21 protein-coding genes are annotated in these 22,487 nt (G+C 62.6%); 11 read left to right on the plus strand and 10 right to left on the minus strand.

Annotated features, from left to right (window positions below; translation table 11 throughout):
- Positions 1 to 44: 44 nt before the first annotated feature.
- Positions 45 to 1,157: an aspartate-semialdehyde dehydrogenase gene (gene asd, locus ACR80S_RS12620; RefSeq protein WP_435400186.1), complete on the minus strand. Its 1,113-nt coding sequence runs from the start codon at positions 1,155 to 1,157 to the stop codon at positions 45 to 47.
- A gap of 177 nt (positions 1,158 to 1,334) precedes the next feature.
- Between asd and ACR80S_RS12625 the strand changes: the two genes are divergently transcribed.
- The 3 genes from ACR80S_RS12625 to ACR80S_RS12635 all read left to right on the plus strand — a co-directional run bounded on the left by ACR80S_RS12625 (position 1,335) and on the right by ACR80S_RS12635 (position 5,363).
- Positions 1,335 to 2,363, plus strand: coding sequence for a hypothetical protein (locus ACR80S_RS12625; RefSeq protein ID WP_435400187.1), 1,029 nt, complete (start codon positions 1,335 to 1,337; stop codon positions 2,361 to 2,363).
- The gene (locus ACR80S_RS12630; RefSeq protein ID WP_435403359.1) at positions 2,353 to 3,546 is read left to right on the plus strand and encodes a nucleotidyltransferase family protein; all 1,194 of its coding nucleotides are present in this window, start codon (positions 2,353 to 2,355) and stop codon (positions 3,544 to 3,546) included. Before ACR80S_RS12625 ends, ACR80S_RS12630 begins: the two co-directional genes overlap by 11 nt.
- 104 nt (positions 3,547 to 3,650) lie before the next feature.
- Positions 3,651 to 5,363 carry an ABC transporter ATP-binding protein gene (locus ACR80S_RS12635; protein ID WP_435403360.1) on the plus strand — a complete coding sequence of 571 codons (1,713 nt, stop codon included), beginning with the start codon at positions 3,651 to 3,653 and terminating at the stop codon, positions 5,361 to 5,363.
- Between the two features lie 82 nt (positions 5,364 to 5,445).
- On the opposite strand, the gene ACR80S_RS12640 is transcribed toward ACR80S_RS12635, so the two are convergent.
- The 6 genes from ACR80S_RS12640 to leuC form a co-directional block, all read right to left on the minus strand.
- Positions 5,446 to 5,730, minus strand: a complete 285-nt coding sequence (locus tag ACR80S_RS12640; RefSeq protein ID WP_435400190.1) for a PqqD family peptide modification chaperone — start codon at positions 5,728 to 5,730, stop codon at positions 5,446 to 5,448.
- A gap of 493 nt (positions 5,731 to 6,223) precedes the next feature.
- On the minus strand, positions 6,224 to 8,119 hold the full coding sequence (locus ACR80S_RS12645; protein WP_435403361.1) for an asparagine synthetase B family protein: 1,896 nt from the start codon (positions 8,117 to 8,119) through the stop codon (positions 6,224 to 6,226).
- The gene (locus tag ACR80S_RS12650; protein ID WP_435400192.1) at positions 8,116 to 8,598 is read right to left on the minus strand and encodes a lasso peptide biosynthesis B2 protein; all 483 of its coding nucleotides are present in this window, start codon (positions 8,596 to 8,598) and stop codon (positions 8,116 to 8,118) included. The genes ACR80S_RS12645 and ACR80S_RS12650 overlap by 4 nt, the downstream gene beginning before the upstream one ends.
- Positions 8,599 to 8,659: 61 nt before the next feature.
- The gene (leuB, locus tag ACR80S_RS12655; protein WP_435403362.1) at positions 8,660 to 9,739 is read right to left on the minus strand and encodes a 3-isopropylmalate dehydrogenase; all 1,080 of its coding nucleotides are present in this window, start codon (positions 9,737 to 9,739) and stop codon (positions 8,660 to 8,662) included.
- A 156-nt stretch (positions 9,740 to 9,895) separates the two neighbouring features.
- Positions 9,896 to 10,549, minus strand: a complete 654-nt coding sequence (gene leuD / locus ACR80S_RS12660) for a 3-isopropylmalate dehydratase small subunit (RefSeq protein ID WP_435403363.1) — start codon at positions 10,547 to 10,549, stop codon at positions 9,896 to 9,898.
- Positions 10,550 to 10,552: 3 nt separating this feature from the next.
- Positions 10,553 to 11,980, minus strand: a complete 1,428-nt coding sequence (gene leuC / locus ACR80S_RS12665; protein ID WP_435400195.1) for a 3-isopropylmalate dehydratase large subunit — start codon at positions 11,978 to 11,980, stop codon at positions 10,553 to 10,555.
- 166 nt (positions 11,981 to 12,146) lie between these two features.
- On the opposite strand from leuC, the gene ACR80S_RS12670 reads away from it, so the two are divergent.
- From ACR80S_RS12670 to ACR80S_RS12680, 3 genes are read left to right on the plus strand one after another with little or no spacing between them, the layout of a single operon-like run.
- Positions 12,147 to 13,043 carry a LysR family transcriptional regulator gene (locus ACR80S_RS12670; protein WP_435400196.1) on the plus strand — a complete coding sequence of 299 codons (897 nt, stop codon included), beginning with the start codon at positions 12,147 to 12,149 and terminating at the stop codon, positions 13,041 to 13,043.
- A 42-nt stretch (positions 13,044 to 13,085) separates the two neighbouring features.
- Complete coding sequence (locus ACR80S_RS12675) at positions 13,086 to 13,796, plus strand: hypothetical protein (RefSeq protein WP_435403364.1); 711 nt, start codon at positions 13,086 to 13,088, stop codon at positions 13,794 to 13,796.
- Positions 13,797 to 13,811: 15 nt separating this feature from the next.
- Positions 13,812 to 14,414 carry a hypothetical protein gene (locus ACR80S_RS12680; RefSeq protein WP_435403365.1) on the plus strand — a complete coding sequence of 201 codons (603 nt, stop codon included), beginning with the start codon at positions 13,812 to 13,814 and terminating at the stop codon, positions 14,412 to 14,414.
- Between the two features lie 4 nt (positions 14,415 to 14,418).
- Here the strand turns inward: ACR80S_RS12680 and ACR80S_RS12685 are convergent, their stop codons facing one another.
- Entirely contained in the window at positions 14,419 to 14,934 is a 516-nt protein-coding gene (locus ACR80S_RS12685; protein WP_435400198.1) for a zinc ribbon-containing protein, read from the minus strand.
- Positions 14,935 to 15,144: 210 nt separating this feature from the next.
- Here ACR80S_RS12685 and leuS point away from each other — a divergent pair, with 210 nt between their 5' ends.
- From leuS to ACR80S_RS12710, 5 genes are all read left to right on the plus strand, one after another.
- Complete coding sequence (gene leuS, locus ACR80S_RS12690) at positions 15,145 to 17,754, plus strand: leucine--tRNA ligase (RefSeq protein WP_435403366.1); 2,610 nt, start codon at positions 15,145 to 15,147, stop codon at positions 17,752 to 17,754.
- A 27-nt stretch (positions 17,755 to 17,781) separates the two neighbouring features.
- The gene (locus ACR80S_RS12695; protein ID WP_435400200.1) at positions 17,782 to 18,264 is read left to right on the plus strand and encodes an LPS-assembly lipoprotein LptE; all 483 of its coding nucleotides are present in this window, start codon (positions 17,782 to 17,784) and stop codon (positions 18,262 to 18,264) included.
- Between the two features lie 24 nt (positions 18,265 to 18,288).
- A complete protein-coding gene (gene holA / locus ACR80S_RS12700; protein ID WP_435403367.1) occupies positions 18,289 to 19,347 on the plus strand; it encodes a DNA polymerase III subunit delta in 1,059 nt (352 codons plus the stop codon).
- Between the two features lie 158 nt (positions 19,348 to 19,505).
- On the plus strand, positions 19,506 to 19,901 hold the full coding sequence (locus tag ACR80S_RS12705) for a PA2779 family protein (protein WP_435403416.1): 396 nt from the start codon (positions 19,506 to 19,508) through the stop codon (positions 19,899 to 19,901).
- A gap of 10 nt (positions 19,902 to 19,911) precedes the next feature.
- Positions 19,912 to 20,892: a PA2778 family cysteine peptidase gene (locus tag ACR80S_RS12710; protein WP_435403368.1), complete on the plus strand. Its 981-nt coding sequence runs from the start codon at positions 19,912 to 19,914 to the stop codon at positions 20,890 to 20,892.
- Between the two features lie 4 nt (positions 20,893 to 20,896).
- On the opposite strand, the gene ACR80S_RS12715 is transcribed toward ACR80S_RS12710, so the two are convergent.
- Entirely contained in the window at positions 20,897 to 21,691 is a 795-nt protein-coding gene (locus ACR80S_RS12715; protein ID WP_435400203.1) for a phytanoyl-CoA dioxygenase family protein, read from the minus strand.
- Positions 21,688 to 22,173 carry a GNAT family N-acetyltransferase gene (locus ACR80S_RS12720; RefSeq protein WP_435403369.1) on the minus strand — a complete coding sequence of 162 codons (486 nt, stop codon included), beginning with the start codon at positions 22,171 to 22,173 and terminating at the stop codon, positions 21,688 to 21,690. The genes ACR80S_RS12715 and ACR80S_RS12720 overlap by 4 nt, the downstream gene beginning before the upstream one ends.
- Positions 22,174 to 22,487: the final 314 nt, after the last annotated feature.

Raw genomic sequence — 22,487 nt, forward strand, 5'->3', positions numbered from 1 at the left:
TCACTGGCCTCGAGCGACGGTAACGAGGCCTTGCATAGCGGCGACTACTGCTCGCGCAGAATCTTGAGCATGCGCTTGAGCGGCTCGGCGGCGCCCCACAGCAGCTGGTCGCCGACGCTGAAGGCGGAGAGGTACTCGCCGCCCATGGCCAGCTTGCGCAGGCGACCCACCGGAACGGTCAGGGTGCCGGTGGCGGCGGCGGGCGTCAGGTCGCGGATGGTGGCCTCCTTGTCGTTGGGCACCACCTTGACCCAGTCGTTATGCTTGGCGATACGGTCCTCGATCTCGTCGAGGGGCACGTCCTTCTTGAGCTTGATGGTGAAGGCCTGGCTGTGTGAGCGCATGGCACCAATGCGCACGCAGAGACCATCGATGGGAATGGGGTTGTCCTGCAGGCCGAGGATCTTGTTGGTCTCGACGGTACCCTTCCACTCTTCCTTGCTCTGGCCGTTGTCGCGCTTGACATCGATCCACGGCAAGAGGCTTCCGGCCAGAGGAGCGCCGAAGTTCTCGGTGGGAAACTCACCCGAACGCATGGCCGCGGTGACCTTGCGGTCGATGTCGAGGATGGCGCTGGCCGGGTCGGCGAGCTCACCGGCCACGCTGTCGCGCAGGCTGCCCATCTGGTTAAGCAGCTCGCGCATGTGCTTGGCGCCGGAGCCAGAGGCCGCCTGGTAGGTCATGGAGGTCATCCACTCGATCATGTCCGCCTCGAACAGACCGCCCAGACCCATCAACATCAGGCTGACGGTGCAGTTGCCGCCGACGAAGGTCCTTGCGCCCTTCGCCAGCTGGGCGTCGATGACGTGACGGTTGACCGGATCCAGTACGATGGTGGCATCGTCTTCCATGCGCAGGGTACTGGCGGCGTCGATCCAGTAGCCCTTCCAACCGCTGCTGCGCAGGTCGCCGTAGACCCCCTGGGTATAGTCGCCGCCCTGGCAGGTAATGATGACGTCCAGCGCCTTGAGCGCATCGAGATCAAAGGCATCCTTGAGGGGAGGCACATCAACGCCGACATCTGGGCCGGCCTGGCCGACCTGGGAGGTGGTGAAGAAGACCGGCTCAATGCCGTTGAAGTCCCCGTCTTCCAGCATGCGCTGCACCAGCACGGAACCCACCATGCCGCGCCAACCAACGAAACCGACTTTCAACATGTGAAGTCCTCCAATAAGCAAATGTGATAGGCATTATACACGAGCCTCCACGTTCAAGCAGCTGAACGCCGGACTACGGAGCCTCCCTCTCAGGACTGACAGTTTTCATGCTTGGCATGGCGAGCCCAACGTTTACATTGTACTTACACAGAGGCGTAGCTGAGGTGCGGACCGATCATGCCAGGCACAAGAATTTCCCCTGCCCAGGACCTCGCGCCATCACCGTCCCCACTGGAAAGGCGCCGAAGTCCCCCTACTACTCTTTCCTACCGGTACTACACCACCTATGGACTGAAGATCGCCTCACAGCTCGAGCTTCCCGAACTCGAACCACTGCCGCCGGAAACGAATCCCGACATTCGGATTCAGGTCGGCGACCTTACAGGCCGGCTTGAAGACGCAGTGGTGAGCACGCCTTGGCTACAATGCAACAATAAGAACTGCCAGTTCCTTATTGAACGAGTCGCTCGTTATCGCAGCGAACAAGGAAGGTGCATCCGAATCGATCGTCGCCTGAGTCTCGCCGGCGGCTCTACGGTTGACGAGGGGGATGTACGCCTCTACCTGCTGGGAAGCGCCTTGGGGGCATTGATCCATCAGAGGCACTGGCTACCTCTCCATATCAGCGCGGTACAGACCCCTGCCGGCGTCTGGGGCTTCGCTGGAGACTCCGGGGCGGGCAAGTCAACGCTGGCCGCCTGGATGCATTATCGATATGGCTGGAAGGTGGTCAGCGACGATGTCGGGGTGATCAAGCCTGAGGAATCTCTCCCCATCCTGTATCCGGGACCACCACGCCTTAAACTATGGAAAGACACCCTGGAACGCCTGGGTATCGATCGCGCGGGCCTGGTCCGGGACCTGACGCGCAAGGAAAAATTTCATCTGAATCGGCATCGGGGATTCACCCGCAAATCCGAGCCACTGAAAGCGCTCGTGATGCTGGAGAGAGGACTCGACAATGAACAAGCCTCCATCAAGGAAATTGAGGGAGTGGAGGCATTCAGAATAGTCATGTCGGCCCTTTACCTGCCTGAGTGGGGGCAACGTTTCAATGGTCCCGCCAGACTGATGCAGGTTGGTTCAGGTCTGGCGCAGCGAATCCGTGTCTACCGCTACCGACGGCCATGGTCGCTGGAAAGGGTCGAAGAGAACCTGAAGCCACTGACTCAACTCCTCCATGATGGAGCGGGACATGTCAGATGATCTCAAGCAACCTGACGCCACTCTTCGATTGCTGATATTACTTGCCAGGCTGACACTGACCGAGGCTCAGCGACAGGCTGCCCTGACCCTGTGCAATAGCATCGCGTCATGGCCTGAAGTGGCACGCCGTGCGGAACGGCACCTGGTGCTCCCCTTGGTGTATCGCCACCTGCACGAACTGGCGCCGCCGACGCTGGCTCCGGCTGATATATGTCACATGCATCAACGAGCCCTGATCCTCGTTCAGCGTAACCTGCTCGTCGCCGGTGAACAGCAGCGCCTGGTTGTCGAGATTCTCGATCCACTGGACATTCCCTATCTTTTCTTCAAGGGGCCGGCCCTGGCAGCGCGCTACTATGATGAACCGGCCATGCGATCCTGTCGAGACATCGACCTGCTGGTACCGCGCCACCGCTGTGTAGAACTGCTGGAATTCGCTCTGCAGCACGGCTATCACTCCCTCGATCCGGAGGCCTTGACACCCGACAGGCAGAGTCTCACGTTTGCTATACGCACTCAATCCGTGGTGTCCATTGCCTCTCCTTCAGGAGTACGCATTGAAGTCCATCATGAGATCGACCGAGGCGCCGGCATCTACCAAACCGAGGCACTACTCGACAACCGAGTCGCTTATCTGGCCGGGGATACCCTGCTGTATTCGATGCCAACCCATGAGCTTTTCGTCTACATCTGCCTGCATCACACTCGCCACTATTGGTCGCACCTACACTGGCTGGTCGATCTGGATGCCATCCAGCACCATCCCGATTTTGATGAAACATGGGCTCACGCCTGTGCGGAGCAGCGAGGTTTGGTGTCCACGTACAGCGCCTGCATGGAATTCTATCGGGCACTCGCCGCCCCCGAGCCTGAGAGCTCAGTCCATCTAAGCCAGCGAAGCCGAGACATGCTTGAGGCCTGCTTCACGACTCTGCAGGGTGGGTTCGAGGCGGAACTGGCACTGCGCTTTAAGCGACCTACCCCGGAGTTCGGCTTCACCTGGCAAACGTCCGTAGCCTATCGAAGGGCGAGCCGGATCAGAGAGTGGGTTCGCCGCTTCCAGCCACTGTATTTGGATTATCAGCTCCTCCCCTTGCCACCCCGCTGGCAATGGTGCTACTACGTCGCTCGACTCTACCGAGCCGTGGCAAAACGCCGCCGAATCAGGTGGCCCGCACGATGATTCTATCGTCGCGAGTCTTACTGGGACCACTCACCACCCTTCGCCGCGTTCTACCGCTGCTCTGGGCCAGCAGCAGGAAGTGGACACTCCTCAGCACCTTCCTCATGGCACTCGAGGTCGGCTTCGGTCTGACGGCCCTCTATCTGCTCAAGCAACTGGTCGATATCGTCACTACCCTGCTGGGCAATGAAGCCACCGCGCCCCAGGGCATGGCGTTGGTGTTGCAATACGTTGCCCTGACGGGGGGAGCTACCCTGGCGGTCCTGGTGACCCGCGCTCTGTCGAATCTGGCAAAGGAAGCGCAAGCCTTGCTTGTAGCTGACTATATCGACGGAAGAGTGCATGAGCGGGCCGTCAATGCCGACCTGGCTTTCTATGAGAGTCCTCGCTATTTCGACACACTGGAGAGAGCGCGGGAGTCGGGCAACCAGCGACCCGCCCAGGTCATTGGCAATCTGATGATGCTGTCGAGAAATGGCCTCATGCTGGCTGCCGTCATCGTCCTCCTTGTTTCAATCGACTGGCTGCTGCTTCCCATCCTGATGGTTGCCATTTTACCGGGGCTCCTGGTGCGGTTGCACTTCACGCGTCATCTCTATGACTGGCAACGCCGCCGGACGCAGATGGAACGGAGGGCCGGCTACCTGGATTGGCTGATGACCTCCAACCTGCACGCCAAGGAACTGCGAATCTACCAGCTGGGCGACCACCTGCGAGATCAATATGCCAAGTTACGGGGGCGAATTCGCCGAGAACGACTGCAGATCACGCAGCGACGTACCCGCTTGGAAGTGGTCGTAGGTAGTGTGGCGGCAGTGGCCTTTTTTGCCAGCTTGGCCTACTTGGCCTGGCAAACCGCGCAGGGACACAGCAGTGTCGGTGATCTGGTGCTTTTCATGCTGATCTTCCAGCGCGCTCAGACCCTGGGGCAGGAACTGGTACAGCAACTTTCCAAGCTCTATGAAGACCATCTCTACATGGGGCTACTGTTCGAGTTTCTGGATATCCGCCCCGAGATCAGTGAGCCTAGTCGCCCGGAGGCGATTCCAGAGACCCTTCATGAAGGAATCCGCTTTGAAAAGGTGGGGTTTCACTACCCCGGATCGAAAGAGCCGACCCTGAGCGACATCGACTTGAGCATCCGGCCCGGCCAGATCGTCGCGCTTGTGGGCGTCAACGGCTCTGGGAAGACCACGCTGATCAAGCTGCTCTGCCGACTCTACGACCCTGCCCAGGGCCGCATCACCCTCGATGGCGTTGATATCCGACAGTACAGTCCGGAGCTATACCGGAAGTTGTTCAGCGTCATCTTCCAGGACTACTCCCAGTACGCTGCCAGCGTGAAGGAAAATATTCACTTTGGAGACATTCAATCTCCCGGTGGGCAACCATCGATCATGACGGCCGCCACCAACGCCGGCGCCGACGGTTTCATCTGCAGGCTATCGCGCGGCTATGACACCGCCCTCACCCGAATGTTTGACGATGGGCAGGAGATCAGCATCGGACAGTGGCAGAAGCTCGCTTTGGCACGCGCATTCTTCAGGAAATCAACCTTCATCATACTCGACGAGCCCACCAGCTCGCTGGACCCCGAGGCCGAGTTCGACATGTTCGAGAACTTTCGGGAGAGAATCCATCATCGCGGCGCCCTGATGATAAGCCACCGGCTGTCGACGGTTAGAATGGCCGACCATATCTATGTGATGGATCATGGCAGGATTTGTGAAAGCGGGACGCACAAGGAGCTGATCGACAAGAGAGGCATTTATTACAAGTTATTCAACAAGCAGGCATTTCATTACAGAGATGCGTAAGCATATAAATTATAGAGCATTACCCAACGAAAAACCGAAAACTTGGCTGACAATCGAACACTAACTTCAGGCTAGCCATTCCCTAGATCTTCACCACCAACTCTTCTTCTTCCAACTGACTGATAAATTTGAGTACCTCATTTTCACAGGTCTCACGATCTACCGAAAACTCCATCATCAGCTGATCGCATATCGCAGAAATGGTGATCTGTTTCTCCATCAGCTCCCAGATTCGTCTTCCGACGACGGGCACTCCGTAGTACATTCCTCGCTCGACACTCAGTAGAACTAGGTCATCTCCTACCTGAGAAGACAGGGGCGACGGGGCTCGCTGAACGCACCTACCGATAGCCAACTGTTTCTGCATGGTTTGACACCTGATAATGGATCAAGGGAACGGGCCTTGTGCAACATCCCTGTCAGTGAATCATCCTCGCTCAGGAGCCACCACCCCCTGGAGGTCTCCCCTGATTATTCGAAGACGCCATGCTTTCTGAGGGGTTATCTAATCGGGCAGACAAGGTCTCTTCCACACTCATGCGGGTCAAATTTGGCGTCATCCACTCCCTTTTTCCGGTTTTTTCCGGAGTCACTTCCAACGTTTGCTTCATATCATACTACTCCTTGTTTCCACTATTTGTTTACCACTTTTATATGTTTACCACTTTTCTGGCCACCTCTAGCCTGCACTGGCCTGGCCATCACACCCGCCAAACGACCTTTCCGATAGCCGAGCGCAGTATCATCGAATTTCATCGAAACAGTGATCGTGGATACATTAACTGTCGTTACGCCATGCCCGCCGGTCAATGCTTTTACACTAGTGCTTAAGTCATAGTATGAAAGTATGTAAAAGATCATTATCGAGACGATGACATGTATCGCTGCCAGAGATGCCAGACTTGTACCGCAGAACACAGCATAACAAAACCGGGCACATCTCTGTCGTTCATGCCCCCGTCGGGTACCGTGAGCAGTCGCTTCTGAAACGCTGCCATGTTCAACCACTCGCAAGGCATCCGAAACGCTTGCCGCTCAGACGCCGATGACAGGAGCCTCCAGCACTCATCACGAATTGCCATGCGCTTCCTCTCGTTGGCGCTATCGTTCTTGCCCAGGCCCGGCGGCAGGCGCTGGCCGATCGCATCGCGATAAAGCCGCCGTGGCTGCTCCTGCTCCCAGAGAAGCTCCGGGGGAAGCCCCAGGGTAAAGTCCAGTAGGCGTCGGTCGGTGAGGGGGTAGCGATAGATCAAGCCATGCTCAGCTGACCAGTGTGCCCAGGTCGACATGCGACTACCCAGGTGCCCATGGCGCAGCAACAGGCACTGTATACGATTGGGGTCGGGATAAAGGCGCCAGGCCGGCCCTCGCCTTGCCGCGGCTTCTGGAAAGCGATCGATCAGCATCTCGCGATAAAGGGGTGGCAACCGCCTTGGATCGAAAAAGGGTGAATAGCGGGCGAAGAGGCTGTTGGGGAGACAGGGTACAACGGCCTGCTGCCAGAAAAAGCGTGCCATATTTCGCGGTCGCCGGAGGCCTCCCGCCGCCTCCCGAGTGAGCGTCAACAGTTTCCACCAGCGTCCATGGGTCAGCAGGTAACCGGGATAGCCGCGAATACCGAATGTGGCCGACTCATCGCCCCCCCATCCCGACAGCATCACCCGTACGCCGCGCTTCTCAGCCACGCGCATCACGTCGAATTCCTCGAAGACATCGACGGTGCCATCCACGGCAATATCCCGTTCCAAATACGACAGGAAGTCAGCACCGCTGGTAGAGCCGAAGTGGCATTCCAGCGCCTCCTGCTGACCGATGCGCTCGATGACTTCTCTCTCGTCGCGCCCAGCCCCCGGCAGGGGGTAACGGGAAGACACCGGCGGGGACCAGGAATAGCTGCTGTCGAGGCGGCGACCCTGCTCCTTAAGCAGTTGGCTCGCCAGTACTGTCACACCGCTCGAGTCGAGGCCACCGCTGAGGTGTGTGCCTACTTTAGCTGTCACGTCGAGTCGGTCGTCCACCGCCCGCATCAGCAGCTCACGAAAATGCTCGACATAGCCTTCGCGCCGAGCGTAACGCACACTCGTTGCCTCCTCGGGCGACCAGTGGGTGTCCAGGGTCAGCCCATGTCGATTGACGCGCAGCACACCGCCGGGGGCCAGCGGATAGGCGTCACGAAAGAAGCTGAAGTCATGGCAGTCCCCCGGAGCGATCAGGAAGGCGGCCACGCTTGACTCGTCGATGGCCAGAGAAAGGCCAGGCCAGGCCTTGAAGGCACGTTGATCGGAGGCGAAGTAGAAGCGATCGCCCTGGCTGATACAGTAGAGCGGGCGGGCGCCGATATGGTCGCGAGCGCAGAGCAGCGAACATTCACTGGCATCCCAAAGCGCAAAGGCATAGTCACCAAGCAACCGCCGGACACAGTCTCGCCCCCAGCGGCGATAGGCCAGCAGGATCAACCGGCTGTCCGGAAGCGCGGCGCGAAAACGCCGCTCGATGCCCAGCTGGTCACACAGCGCCTCGCGGTTGTCGAGGATCGCATCGGCGACGAGAACGAGCTCAACCTCCTCGAGGGGCTGGCTCTCGAAGGCGGCGGCGGATGTGATATCCAGGCGTTGATGGCCGAAGGCACATCCGGCGAAAAAGGCCGAGGAGCTACCGTGATTGCCGTAGTGATCCAGGACAGAGAGCGCCGCGTGGAACCCCTGCGGATCGACCGGCGACCCGTCGAAGTGCACGCAGCCAAGAATCGCACTCACCGAGCTGGACCTCGCGCCGCGGGAGCCGCATGGACGAAACAGGAGATCGGTGAATACGCTTCCCCGGTCTCGCCGCCCAGCACGACGCCGGATCCGTGACGAATCCAGGCGTGCGCCTTGAGCTTGAGGCTCTGATCGGGCAACCGCTCGGCCAGGGTACCCAGCACCAGGCTGCTGGAGACATTTCTCCTGCGGAGCATCCAGTGAGCTGCCATGGCGAGCATAAGGCAGGTAAGGCGTCCTCCCAGCTCGGCATTGATGGACTCGATGCAGCGACAGATGGGCACGACCCGGGGATCTTCCCTCTCCTGCGCCGTGGGCTCGGAGTCAACCGACCGCTGCTCACCCAGCCAGGAGGACCAGAAGCGGAAGGGCAACCCCCTGACCAGCCCCCAGGAAAGCAGGAGCCAGAAAGTGGCTTCCAGATACAGCCACTGTCTGGTCCAGGGTAGCTTCATGAAACGCTGAAGAGTCTTCATGCTGCGCCAGCCATCTCCTAGAATTCCTCAGCAACAGCATGGCCCAAGCAGACGCTGCTCGCTACAACGCTTCGAAGGCGGCCAGCACCGCGTCGCCCATCTCCGCGGTAGAAACGGTGCGGGTCCCCTTGGAGGCGATATCGGCGGTTCGCAGGCCAGCGTCCAGCACCTTGCCCACGGCGTCCTCGATCCGTTGAGCGAGCGCAGGCTCGTCCAGGGAGTAGCGCAGCATCATGGCCACGGAGAGGATCGTCGCCAGCGGGTTGGCGATGCCCTTCCCGGCGATGTCCGGTGCGCTGCCGTGGCAGGGCTCATACATGCCCTGGCCGCTCTCGTTGAGCGAGGCGGAGGGCAGCATGCCGATGGAACCGGTGAGCATGGCCGCGGCATCGGAGAGGATGTCGCCGAACATGTTGCCGGTGACCATCACATCGAACTGCTTGGGCGCGCGCACCAGCTGCATGGCGGCGTTGTCGACGTACATGTGCGAGAGTTCGACGTCCGGGTACTCCGGTGCCAGGCGTTCCATCACCTCGCGCCACAGGATGGTCACCTCGAGCACGTTGGCCTTGTCCACGGAGCAAAGCTTCTTCCCGCGTTTCTGGGCCATCTCGAAGGCGACCCGGCCGATACGCTCGATCTCGCTTTCGGAATAGACGTAGGTGTTGAAACCGACGCGCTCGCCGTTGCGCTCCTCGATACCGCGGGGCTGGCCAAAGTAGATGCCACCGGTGAGCTCGCGCACGATCATGATATCGAGCCCCGCTACCAGCTCGGGCTTGAGGCTGGAGGCCTCGGCCAGTTGCGGGTAGGTGATGGCCGGGCGCAGGTTGCCGAAGAGCCCCAGGTTCTTGCGCAGGCCGAGCAGGCCCTTCTCGGGACGCTTGGCGAGATCCTCAAGCTTGTCCCACTTGGGGCCGCCCACGGCGCCGAGCAGGATCGCGCGGGCGGCCTTGGCCTGATCCAGGGTTTCGGCGGGCAGCGGCTCGCCGTGGACGTCGTAGGCGCTGCCGCCCACCAGGGCCTCTTCCACCTCGACGTCCAGGCCGTGGGCCTGGCAGGCGGCCAGAATGCGGCTGGCCTGGGCGGTGATCTCGGGGCCGATGCCGTCACCCGGCAGTACCAGAATCTTCTGAGTCATTGCTTCTTCCTTGCTGGGACCGCAGAGCTACCTCGGCGGCAGGCCTGCGAGGAGGCGCTGTGAATACATCCCTGTACGCTACCGACGCCATCCCTGGCGTAGGACCTCCTCTTCGGGCTGCCCCCGACGCTCCGCTTCCTCGGAGTGGTGGAAACGTCAGGCCTGAACGCTATCTCGGAACAGCCAGGGGCGCGCGGCGCAATGCCTGGCCTCGAAGGTGCGGATAGCGTCCTCGTCCTGCAGGGTGATGCCGATATCATCAAGGCCGTTCAGCAGGCAGTGCTTGCGGAAGGCATCCACCTCGAACTCGAGGATCTCGCCGAAGGGCGTGGTGACGCGCTGGTTCTCGAGATCGACGTCCAGCGCATAGCCTTCGCTGGCCTCCGCCTCCTTGAACAGGCGGTCAACGACGTCCTCGGGCAGAGTGACCAGCAGCAGGCCGTTCTTGAAGGCGTTGTTGTAGAAGATGTCAGCGAAGCTCGGGGCGATCACCACCCGGAAGCCGAAGTCCTCCAGCGCCCAGGGGGCGTGCTCACGGGAGCTGCCGCAGCCGAAGTTGCGGCGGGTGAGCAGCACGCTGGCCCCCTGATAGCGCGGCTGGTTGAGCACGAAGTCAGGATTCAGCGTGCGCTGGGAGACGTCCTGGCCTGGGTAGCCCTCGTCCTGATAGCGCAGCTCGTCGAAGAGGTTGACGCCGAAGCCGGTGCGCTTGATCGACTTGAGGAACTGCTTGGGAATGATCAAGTCGGTGTCGACGTTGGCCCGGTCGAGGGGGGCGACGAGACCTTCGGTACGTTGGAATGGGTTCATGATTCAGGCCTCCTCAAGGGTGCGGACATCAACGAAGTGACCGGCGATGGCGGCGGCGGCGGCCATGGCCGGGCTGACCAGGTGAGTGCGCCCGCCATAGCCCTGGCGGCCCTCGAAGTTGCGGTTCGAAGTGGAGGCACAGTGCTCACCGGCGCCGAGCTTGTCGGCATTCATGGCCAGGCACATGGAGCAGCCCGGCTCGCGCCACTCGAAGCCCGCCTCGGTGAAGACGCGGTCCAGGCCCTCTGCCTCGGCCTGGCGCTTCACCAGGCCAGAGCCCGGCACCACCATGGCGAGCTTGATGGAATCCGCCACCTTCTTCCCGCGGGCAACCTTGGCCGCCTCGCGCAGGTCCTCGATGCGCGAGTTGGTACAGGAGCCGATAAACACCTTGTCGAGGCGGATATCGGTGATCTTCTGCCTGGGGGCCAGCCCCATGTACTGAAGCGCCCGGGCATAGCCGCTGCGCAGGGTGTCGTCGGCCTGATCGGCCGGGTCCGGCACCTCGCCGGAGATCCCGGTGACCATCTCGGGGCTGGTACCCCATGAGACCTGCGGCTCTATCTCGGCGGCATCCAGGGTCACCACCTTGTCGAACTCGGCATCGGCGTCGGAGACCAGCCCGTGCCAGTCGGCCACGGCGGCCTTCCACTGCTCGCCCGTCGGCGCGAAAGGGCGCTCGGCGAGGTACTTGATAGTGGTGTCGTCCACGGCGATCAGGCCGACCCGGGCCCCGGCCTCGATGGCCATGTTGCACACCGTCATGCGGCCTTCCATGGAGAGGCCCTGGATGGCGCTGCCGGCGAACTCGATGGCGCAGCCGGTGCCGCCGGCGGTGCCGATCCTGCCAATGATGGCCAGCACCACGTCCTTGGCGGTGACGCCTACGCCGAGCTCACCCTCGACGCGCACCTGCATGTTCTTCATCTTCTGGGCCAGCAGGCACTGGGTGGCGAGCACGTGCTCCACCTCGGAGGTGCCGATACCGTGGGCGAGTGCCCCGAAGGCGCCGTGGGTAGCGGTATGGGAGTCGCCGCAGACCACGGTCATGCCCGGCAGGGTGGCGCCCTGCTCAGGCCCCACCACGTGGACAATGCCCTGACGCGGGTCGTTGATCTTGAACTCCTCGATGCCGAACTCGACGCAGTTGTCATCGAGGGTCTGCACCTGGATCAGCGACACCGGGTCCTTGATGCCGGCATTGCCCTCGGCGCGCTCCTTCACGGTGGTGGGCACGTTGTGGTCGGGCGTCGCCAGGTTGGCGTCGAGGCGCCACGGCTTGCGGCCCGCCAGGCGCAAGCCCTCGAAGGCCTGGGGCGAGGTCACCTCGTGGAGCAGCTGGCGGTCGATGTAGATCAGCGCGGTGCCGTCATCGCGCTCCTTGACGAGGTGCTGTGACCACAGCTTGTCATAGAGTGTCTGGCCTGACATATCGCTCTCCCGGGCCCTCGGCCCTCTTGTCGTATCCGGTCTGTGAGTGCCCTTGGCCCTTGGCCCTTGGCCCTTGGATAGGCAAGTCTCCCGCCCCTCGCTCATAAAATCAATTCATGTTATTTATGTATTGCATTCCTTTAGGGAATAAATAAACAGAGGCGCCATGGATACCCAGAGCCTGCAGGCCTTCCTGGCGGTGGCCGAGAGCGGCAGCTTCTCCCGCGCCGCGGAGCAGTTGCACCTGACCCAGCCGGCGGTGAGCAAGCGCATCGCGGTCCTCGAGACCCAGATCGATGCCCGGCTATTTGATCGCATCGGCCGCAGCATCAGCCTCACCGAGGCGGGACGACTCCTGCTGCCCCGGGCGCGGCAGATCCTGGTGATGATGGACGACAGCCGCCGGGCGCTGGGCAACCTCTCGGGCGACGTGGCCGGCAGCCTGACGCTGGCCACCAGCCACCATATCGGCCTGCACCGCCTGCCCCCGCTGCTCAAGGCCTATACCCGGGCCCACCCCGAGGTGCGCCTCGACCTGCATTTCCTGGACTCCGAGGAGGCCTACCAGGGGGTGCTCGACGGCACCCTGGAGATCGCCGTGGTGACCCTGGCCCCCCACCCCGACCCGCAGCTCGAGGTGGTGCCGGTGTGGATCGACCGACTCGACTTTGTCTGCGCCTCGGACCATCCGCTGGCCGCCCGAGGACGGCTGGCCCTGCATGAGCTGTGCGAGTTTGACGCCGTGCTGCCCGGCCCCCTCACCTTCACCCGGAGCCTGATCGAGGCGCGCTTCGCCGCCGTCGGCCTGCGCCTGCCGGTGGTGCTCTCCACCCATTACCTGGAGACGCTGAAGATGATGACGTCCATCGGCCTGGGCTGGAGCCTGCTACCAGAGCGCCTGGTGGCAGGCGAGCTTCAAGAGTTGACCATCGACCACCCGCCCATCCACCGCCCGCTAGGTTACCTGGTGCACCGCAGTCGCACGCTTTCCAACGCCGCCCGGGCCATGCTGAGACTGCTCGAGGCAGCCCGGGAGCCGGCGGCCAGGGCACCCGAACGGTAAATTCGTTAGACTGCTCAACATCTTCACAAAGAGTCCGCTTTCATGTTACCGCCACCCTCCCCGCCGATTTTGCCTCGCCAAGCCCTCGCCGGCGGCCTGATCCTGATCGGGCTGGCCCTTCAGGTCTTGCGCCTGGCCGGGCTACCGATTGCCCTGTCGGCGGTCAGCTCCGCCTTCTGGCTGGCCGTTCTGCTTCTCTGGCCGGACCTCAAGCGGGGCAATCGTCGCCAGGCCGGCATCCTGGCGGCGCTGGGTTTGGCGCTGGCGCTTGTCGCGACCCTGGGCTACGGCGCAGAGATCGCCTGGCACCGACTGCTGGACGGCAACAGCTATGTGGTGGCCATGCTGGTGGGGGTGAGCTTCATCGGCCTGATCGGCACGCGACAGGGACACGCCGCCCCGCCCGGCAGCGCCGTGACCGGGCGGCGCGGCACCGCCGGCACCTGGCTCGGCGTGCACCTGCTCGGCGCCATCCTCAACCTCTCCACGGTATTCATGGTAGGGGATCGCCTTCGGCGCCACGGCGAGCTCTCCCTGCCGCAGCTGCTCGCGCTCAACCGCGGGCTCTCCAGCGCGGCACTCTGGTCGCCCTTCTTTGCCTCCATGGGCGTGGTGATGACCCTGGCGCCGGAGATGCGCTTCACGACGATCCTGGCCCTTGGCCTGCCGCTGGCGATGCTGGCCGGCACGATTTCGCTGTTGGACCTGTCGCGGCGCTTTGACCTCTCCCGGGTGGCCGGCTACTCGCTTTAGCCGAAGAGCCTGCTGATGCCGGTGGGCATGGCCGCCCTGGTGCTGCTCTTCCACTATGGCCTGACCCCGGGGCTCTCCATCGTCAGCATCATCACCTTCCTGCTGCCAACGGTGGCGCTGGCGAGCAACCTGCCCCGGGGGGCGCGCTGGACGCTGCGACGGGTGCGCAGCCACACGCTGGAGCGATTACCGGTCATGCGCGGCGAGATCTCGCTGTTCCTCTGCGCCGGCCTGCTGACCCAGGGGCTCTCGGCCTTCATCGGCGCCGCCACCGGCAGCGAGTGGCAGCTATTCGTCCACTTCGGCGCCCCCCAGGCGATCGCCAGCTTCCTGGCCATCGTGACAAGCGCCGTGGCCGGACTGCATCCGATCATCGGCGTCTCGGTGCTAGCCTCGATGCTGGAGCTGTCGGGCAGCCGCCAGACCCTGTTCGCCTTCGTGGCGCTGGCCTCCTGGGCGGTGGGCACCAGCGTGGGCCCGCTCTCCGGCATCAACCTCTCGCTGCAGGGGCGCTATGGCGTCAGCGGTGGCGTGATGATGCGTCACAACCTGGGCTATGCGGCGGCGGTCTCCCTGCTGGTAGTGGCCGCCATCCTGGTGCTGGATGGTTGGCTGTAACCCTCTACTTCGACACCCGCTTGAAGTAGCGGTGATTGCACTGATGGCAGGGTTCGATGCGGGTCAACTCGGGGAGATCCACCTCGGCGCCGCAGTGCACGCAGGCCATGCGGCCTGGCACCGCCATTTCACCCTCGCAGTAGTCCGCCTGGGCGGCCTCAAGATCCTCCTCGAAGCGCTCACGCTCGACCACGCTGCGGTCGGCGATGGAGAGCAGCGACTCGCTGACCTTGCGCGACAGTGCCGAGAGGTCGATGCCGAGCCAGGCGGCCACCCCTTCACCGCCCGCGCTCAGGTAGCGGCGCATGTCCTTGAGGTCGCGCTCCACCCAGGCGCGCAGCAGCGACAGCTCGTCCTTGGTGAACTCCTCGAGCTCGGCCTCGAACTCCACGGCGTCATCGAGTTCCTGCTGCAGGTTCTCCCAGGTCAGCTCCTGGGCCCCCTCGCGCAGGCGCTCGAGCATGCGCTCATAACCCTCGCGCAGGCGGTGGTCCGGTTGGGGTTGCCTAGATTCGCTCATGGTCTGCTCCTTTTCCTGCGGTGAGCCGGCCCGGCCGGGCATAGCCGGGCTAGGCCGTGCTGGGGTATCCTTGCCTACCATTTAGACGACTTCCCGCCGGCAGTTCAACGTCTTGTCGCCCTCCTGGCCCCAGGACATGACGCCGGACAAGCCACGACCGCGCGTCGCTACCGGGGGACGCGCCGACTTGCAAGGTACCCACAGACAGCGATGGACGCACAGTACAAGCCCCAAGAAATCGAACGCGACGCCCAGCAGTTCTGGGACAAGAACCAGTGCTTCAAGGCGGTGGAGGACGCCAGCCGCGAGAAGTTCTACTGCCTGTCGATGTTCCCCTACCCCAGCGGCAAGCTGCACATGGGGCATGTGCGCAACTACACCATCGGCGATGTGGTCTCTCGCTACCAACGCATGAAGGGCAAGAATGTGCTGCAGCCCATGGGCTGGGACGCCTTCGGCATGCCGGCCGAGAACGCGGCCATCCAGAACCAGGTCCCGCCGGCCAAGTGGACCTATGAGAACATCGACTACATGCGAGCGCAGCTCAAGGCGCTGGGCTTCGCCTACGACTGGAGCCGCGAGTTCGCCACCTGCGATGTGAGCTACTACCGCTGGGAGCAGTGGTTCTTCGCCAAGCTGGTGGAGAAGGGGCTGGTCTATAAGAAAATGTCCACGGTGAACTGGGACCCGGTGGATCAGACCGTGCTGGCCAACGAGCAGGTGATCGATGGGCGTGGCTGGCGCTCCGGCGCCCTGGTGGAGCGCAAGGAGATTCCACTGTGGTTCCTGCGTATCACCGACTACGCCGACGAACTGCTGGCTGACCTGGACACCATCGAGTGGCCGGAGCAGGTCAAGACCATGCAGCGCAACTGGATCGGTAAATCCCGCGGCGTCGAGTTGTCATTCGACATAAAGAGCGCGGACGGTTCCGCCTGCGAGGCCCTCTCGGTCTACACCACCCGTCCCGACACTCTGATGGGCGTCACCTATATGGCGGTGGCCGCCGGACACCCCCTGGCCAAGGTGGCCGCCGAGGGTAACGCCGAGCTGGCCGCCTTCTGCGAGGAGTGCGCCCGGGGCGGCACCTCCGAGGCCGAGCTCGCCACCCGCGAGAAGAAAGGTATGCCTACCGGCCATGTGGCGGTGCATCCCCTCACCGGCCGAGAGGTGCCGGTCTATGTGGCCAACTTCGTGCTGATGGAGTTCGGCACCGGCGCGGTGATGGCGGTACCCGCCCACGACCAGCGCGACTGGGAGTTCGCCACCAAGTACGGCATTCCCATCGAGGCGGTGATCGCGGATGCCAGCGGCCAGGCGCCGGATCTCTCACAAGGCGCCCATGACGACTACGGCACCCTGATCCACTCCGGGGAGTTCGACGGCCTCGCTTTCGAGGCGGCTTTCGATGCCATCGCCGCCAGGCTCGCCGAGCTCGGCCGCGGCGAGATCAAGATCCACTACCGCCTGCGCGACTGGGGCGTGGCCCGCCAGCGCTACTGGGGCGCGCCGATTCCGGTCAAGTACGGCCCCGAGGGTCAGACGGTGGCGCTCTCCGACGAGGAGCTGCCGGTGGCCCTACCCATGGAGGTCACCGTGGACGCCTCCGGCTCGCCGCTCAAACGCATGCCCGCGTTCAGCGACCTGGGTGACGGCTGGGTGCGCGAGACCGACACCTTCGACACCTTCATGGAGTCCTCCTGGTACTTCGCGCGTTTCTGCTGCGCCGACAACCAGGAGGCAATGCTCGACGAACGCGCCGACTACTGGCTGCCGGTGGATCTCTACATCGGCGGCATCGAGCACGCCATTCTGCACCTGCTCTACGCGCGCTTCTTCACCAAGCTGATGCGCGACCTGGGCCTGGTCAACGTCGACGAGCCCTTCCAGCGCCTGCTCACCCAGGGCATGGTGATCGCCGAGACCTACTACCGAGAGACCGCGAACGGCGGCAAGCAGTGGTTCAACCCTGCCGACATCGAGGTCACGCGTGACGACAAGGGGCGTCCGCTCAGCGCCGTGCTGATCGAGGACGGCCAGCCGGTGGTGATGGGCGGCATCGAGAAGATGTCCAAGTCGAAGAATAACGGCGTCGACCCCCAGTCGATGATCGATCGTTTCGGCGCCGATACCGTGCGTCTGTTCATGATGTTCGCCGCCCCGCCGGAGCAGTCCCTGGAGTGGTCCGACGCCGGCGTCGAGGGGGCCAGCCGCTTCCTAAAGCGCCTGTGGCGCCTGGTATCCGACCACCTGGAGGCCGAGCGCCTGGCCGGCGGCAAGCCCGACAATCTCGATGTCGAGGCCTTGACCGAGACTGAAAATGAGGCCCAGCGCGAGCTGCGCCGCAAGACCCACGAGACCATCGCCAAGGCCAGCGACGACATCGGCCGGCGCACCACCTTCAATACCGCCATCGCCGCGGTGATGGAGCTCACCAACGCCCTCTCGAAGTACGCGGTCACCACGCCCCAGGGCCTGGCCGTGGCCCGCGAGGCGGTGGAAACCTGCGTGCTGCTGCTCGCCCCCATCGTGCCCCATGCCTGTCACGCCCTGTGGGCCGAACTGGGCCATGACGAGCCGATCATCGATGCGACCTGGCCGGCGGTGGATTCATCCGCCCTGGCTCGAGACATCATCGAGTTGGTGGTGCAGGTCAACGGCAAGCTGCGCGCCCGCATCGAGGTGGCCGCCGACGCCGACAAGGCAGCCGTCGAGACTGAGGCCTTCGCCGCCGAGAACGTTCAGCGCCATACCGAAGGCAAGACGGTGCGCAAGGTGATCATGGTGCCCGGCAAGCTGGTCAATATCGTGGTGGGCTGAGCCCAGCGCGTCAGAGGGAGTGACCCCATGCAGCGACGCAACTTTCTTACCCTGGGCCTGGCGGGTAGCGCCGGCCTCGCGCTCGCCGGCTGCGGCTTCCGGCTGCGCGGCTTCGGCGAGCCCACCGAGGTGATCGATGAGCTGGCCCTGGCCGGTCCGGACAGCGATCTCTCGCGGCTCGTCCGGGAGCGGCTTGAGGCCGCCGGCACCCGCGTGCATGGCGGCGCCGAACGGGTGCTCAACCTGGGCCAGCCCGAGTTCCAGCGACGCAACCTCAGCGTGATGGACTCGGGCCCTCGTGAGGAGGAAATGACACTTATTGCCCCCTTCTCGGTACAGCGCACAAGCGACGGCGCCTACCTGCTCGACCAGCAGCGCCTGGAGGTCTCAACCCGCTACACGGTGAGCGACGCCAACCTGCTGATCCAGGACGACCTGCGCGAGGAGGCCCGGCAGCAACTGCATGAGACCGCCGTGCGCCAGCTTCTGGATCGTCTGAGAAGCTTGTGAAGGTGCTCTTTTGAAGGTGCTCTATTGAAAGTCTTCCCCGACAAGCTCGCTGACGCCCTGGCGAAGAAGCTGCCCTCCGTGGTGATCGTCGCCGGCGAGGAGCCGCTGCAGCATATCGAGGCCTGCGACGCCGTGCGCGCCGCGGCGCGCGCCAAGAGCATCGGGGAGCGCGAGATCCTCCACGTGGAGGGCAACTTCGCCTGGGGGCGCCTGCATGAGGCCTCGGCCAGCCTGTCGCTTTTCGCCAGCGCCAAGCTGATCGAACTGCGTCTGGCCGGCAATAACCTGGGCCAGGAGGGCGGCAAGGCACTGAAGGCCTATGCCGACCAGCTCAAGGCCAGCGACAACGTGCTGCTTCTGGCCATGGGCAAGCTCGACTTCCGCCAGCAGAAGAGCGCCTGGTTCCAGGCCCTCGACAAGGCCGGGCTCTTCGTGCCGGTGTGGCCGGTCGACCCCTCGCGGCTGGGCTTCTGGCTGCGTGACCGTGCCCAGCGTCACGGCCTGACCCTCGACCTGGAAGCCGCCCGCCTGCTCGGCGAGCGCACCGAGGGCAACCTGCTGGCCGCCGATCAGGAGTTGCAGAAGCTCGCCCTGCTGATGGCGCCCAACACCCGCGTCTCCCCCCGGGACGTGGCGGGTGGCGTCGAAGACAGCGCCCGCTACGATGTCTTTACCCTGGTCGATGCCTGCCTCAGGGGGGAACGGGTGCGGGTCTCACGGATTATGACCGGCCTGAGGGGCGAGGGCGTGGAACCGCCGATCGTGCTCTGGGCGCTGACCCGCGAACTGCGCACTTTGCTCTCGCTGCACCAGCACCTCGACCAGGGCCAGAGCTTTGAGCACGCCTGCAAGGCCCACAAGCCCTCGATCTTCGAGAAGCGCCGCCCCGTCTACCAGCAGGCTATCGGTCGCCTGCCGGCCAAGCGACTGCACAAGCTGCTGCTGTTCGCCCAGCGCCTCGACCTGGCCATCAAGGGCGCCGCCGCGCTGCCGGTGCAGGACGGCCTCCACGACCTGGCCATGACGCTCGCCGGCGGCCGCGGCCTGCTCGCCGAGCTGCCCTCCTCCTACCGCATCGCGTGAACGACCAAAGAGTTGACCGCCAAGGGCATGAAATCTCACACCCTTCCATCCTATACTGGTTGGGTATCATCGTGACGCCACACTTGTTCGCCAAGACGCGACGCGTGGATCATCCAAGAGCCGGAAGCCCACTATAAAGAAGAAGGAACACCGACATGATGAAGAAAATCTGCCGTTACTTGAGCCCGCTGCTGATCGCCGCCCTGATGTTGGGCAGTCTCCCGGTGGCCGCCGCCCCGGCCCCCGCCGACAGCGACCTGATCACTACCCAGGCCGCCCTGAAGGCGGAACATGGCCAGGCCGATCGGGAGCGAATTCACGAGATCCTCGCCCGTGACGATGTTCGTGAGCAACTGATCACCCAAGGCGTTGACCTGACCGAGGTCGAGGCCCGCGTGGCGGCGCTCTCCGATGCCGAGGCGGCCCAGATGGCCGAGCAGCTAGAGCAGCTGCCCGCCGGTGCCAGCGTGATCGGCGTACTGTTTGCCGTTTTCGTGATCCTGCTGGTCACCGATATCCTCGGCCTGACCAACGTGTTCCCCTTTACCCGCTGAGGGGGCCGCCATGATCGACTGCCTCACCCGGCAGCAGACTGCAGCAACGGAACGGAACGCCCGCCCTGCGGGCGTTCTCGCGTTGATGCTGTTGATACTGCTGATATTCGCACTGGCAGGCTGCGCCAGCACCCCGCGGCTGGCCGAGACCACCCAGCAGGCCCTGCCCCGCCACCTGCTGCTCGACCAGGTCCCCTTCCACGCCCAGCGCGACTATCAGTGCGGCCCAGCGTCGCTGGCCATGGTGCTCAATGACGCCGGTGTCGACGTGGCGGTGGACACCCTGATCCCCCAGGTCTTCCTGCCCGGCCGCGAGGGCAGCGTACAACCGGAGATGCTGGCCACCGTGCGTCGCCACGGCCGGATTCCCTTCGTGATCGACGGCCACCTGGACGCCCTGCTGCTCGAGCTGAACGAGGGCCATCCGGTGGTAGTGATGCAGAACCTCTCACTGCCCGCCTGGCCCATGTGGCACTACGCGGTAGCCATCGGCTTCGACCTGGATCGCAACGAACTGGTACTACACAGCGGCGAAGAGCCGCGTCGGGTCGAGTCCTTCCGGCGCTTCGCCGCCACCTGGGCGCGCAGTGAACGATGGGGGTTTGTTGCCCTGCCCCCGGGCGACCTGCCGGCGGGCGTGAGGCCTCACCGCGCCATGGAAGCGATCAGCGACTTCGAGAGCCTCCAGGGAGCCGAGACCGCCCTGCCGGCCTGGGAGGCCCTGGCCAAGCGCTTCACGGATAACGGCCTGGTGCATTTCGGCCTGGGCAACGCCCGATATGCCCGCGGAGACATCGAAGGCTCCATCGAAGCCTTCGAGTGGGCTGTCACAGTCCAGCCGGACCTGTCGGTGGCCTGGTTCAACCTGGGATTGGCGTTGAAAGGGATGAATCGTAAAGAGCAAGCTCTGGAAGCGCTGACACAGGCCGCAGAAAGGCCCGGGCACTGGAAGGCCCGGGCAAGACAAACGATCGAGGAACTCTACGACTGAAACGCTACCCCTGACCCGCCTGGTAAAGACGTTCCGAAGGCAAGCGGTACCACTCTTTATGACTCGTCGGGACTCGACAGTTGTAGCCAAGAACTTGGCGGGTCAGCGGAGCAAGTCCTTCCGCATACTCGTCACCCAGCATTCGGGCATAATCCATCTGCGGCTTCAGGAAGGGTCTCCCGAAGCTTAAGGTCAAGGCTGTGCGATTCTTACCTGTCCTGTTGAGACCACCACGATGCCAGACATAGGAGTTGAACAACACAACGGTCCCCGCCTTGCCAAGCAGCTGATGACTGTAACGATCGAAGACCTCATCGTCAGGCTTATCCCTGTAATGATGCGAACCAGGCAAAACCCAGGTAGCGCCGTTCTCCTCAGTGAAGTCGTCAAGCATTACCAGCATGTTTGTCCGAAGCGCATAGCCTGGAATAAACGAACCAACGTCGCGATGAATGCGGTGGATATAGATATCAGCCTCGGGAAAGCCGCCGACAGGCGTGCAGGCATTGAGAGCATAGGGACCACCATCGAAGAAAACGGACAGGGCTTCATGGAAAAGGTGACTATCGAGAAATCGATCGATGCTGTCGCCTCTGCCTACCGCCTGGTGAGCAGTACCATCGCCGGCATCATTGATACCATATCGGATCTGATACTCGGTACACAGATCGATCCAATCCAGGCAATCCTGACGTAATTCACGCACCTGCTCAGCATCCAGCACCGCCTCGAAGCTGACCAGCCCCAGCGTCTCGAAGGCTAGCTTACAAGCCTCTCGGTCCAGCTCCTTCACGTTCATTGCGCTACCCTCATCACCGTATTGTCAGTGGGAAAAGTCAAAGTATCCGTCTTGACTCCCTTCACTATTTCTGCACCAATTTCCATTGAAATCAGCTTATTTCGTACACCACAGGCATGAAATCCAAAATGATGGTAGTAAGATTGTGCCAAGCGATTGTCCGGAGACACCTCGATGCCGACACTATGAAAACGCCGTGAGCGGGTGATGCTCATAACCTGCTCCAGCATCTCCCGTGCAATTCCATGGCCCCGGGCTTCAGGCGCTACCAGAAGAAGAGAAATGAATGCCCTTCGACTCCGGGAATCGTTGCAATAGAATGCCAGGATGCCTAGACATCGATTACCACGGGAACGCACCAGGATCTCGGAATGATTCAGGAGTTTGTCCACATAATCATCGAGGTCAACTCCGTCCAGAAAACCCCTTATGACACGAGCCCGCTCGGCCTTTAGCATTTCCAGAAGCATTATTCTTGTCATTTCCCCTTTCCCCTATAGCGCGTTTTTTTTGTAACCCTGGGGTGCTCAACCTGGGCGCTATCGCTCGCGATCATTTTCCCTGACATCAGCATGATACATATTATTGCGAAATGGTAACAAAATGTATCATCATTTTTCTCATACGATGCCTAGCCTTGTATTACGACATGAAAGATGACAATTCCAATAGGTACCGTAAGGGGAAAGAGGCACAGCAATCTAGCGAACCAGACAATGCCGAGGAGTACACAGAGGCTGGCAACGCAACAATGCCAACAGTGCACACAGGGAGATCCCCGGGGGAAGTGAGCTGC

The sequence above is a fragment of the Halomonas salsilacus genome (assembly GCF_051216275.1).
In the GTDB taxonomy this organism is placed as follows: Bacteria; Pseudomonadota; Gammaproteobacteria; order Pseudomonadales; family Halomonadaceae; genus Halomonas.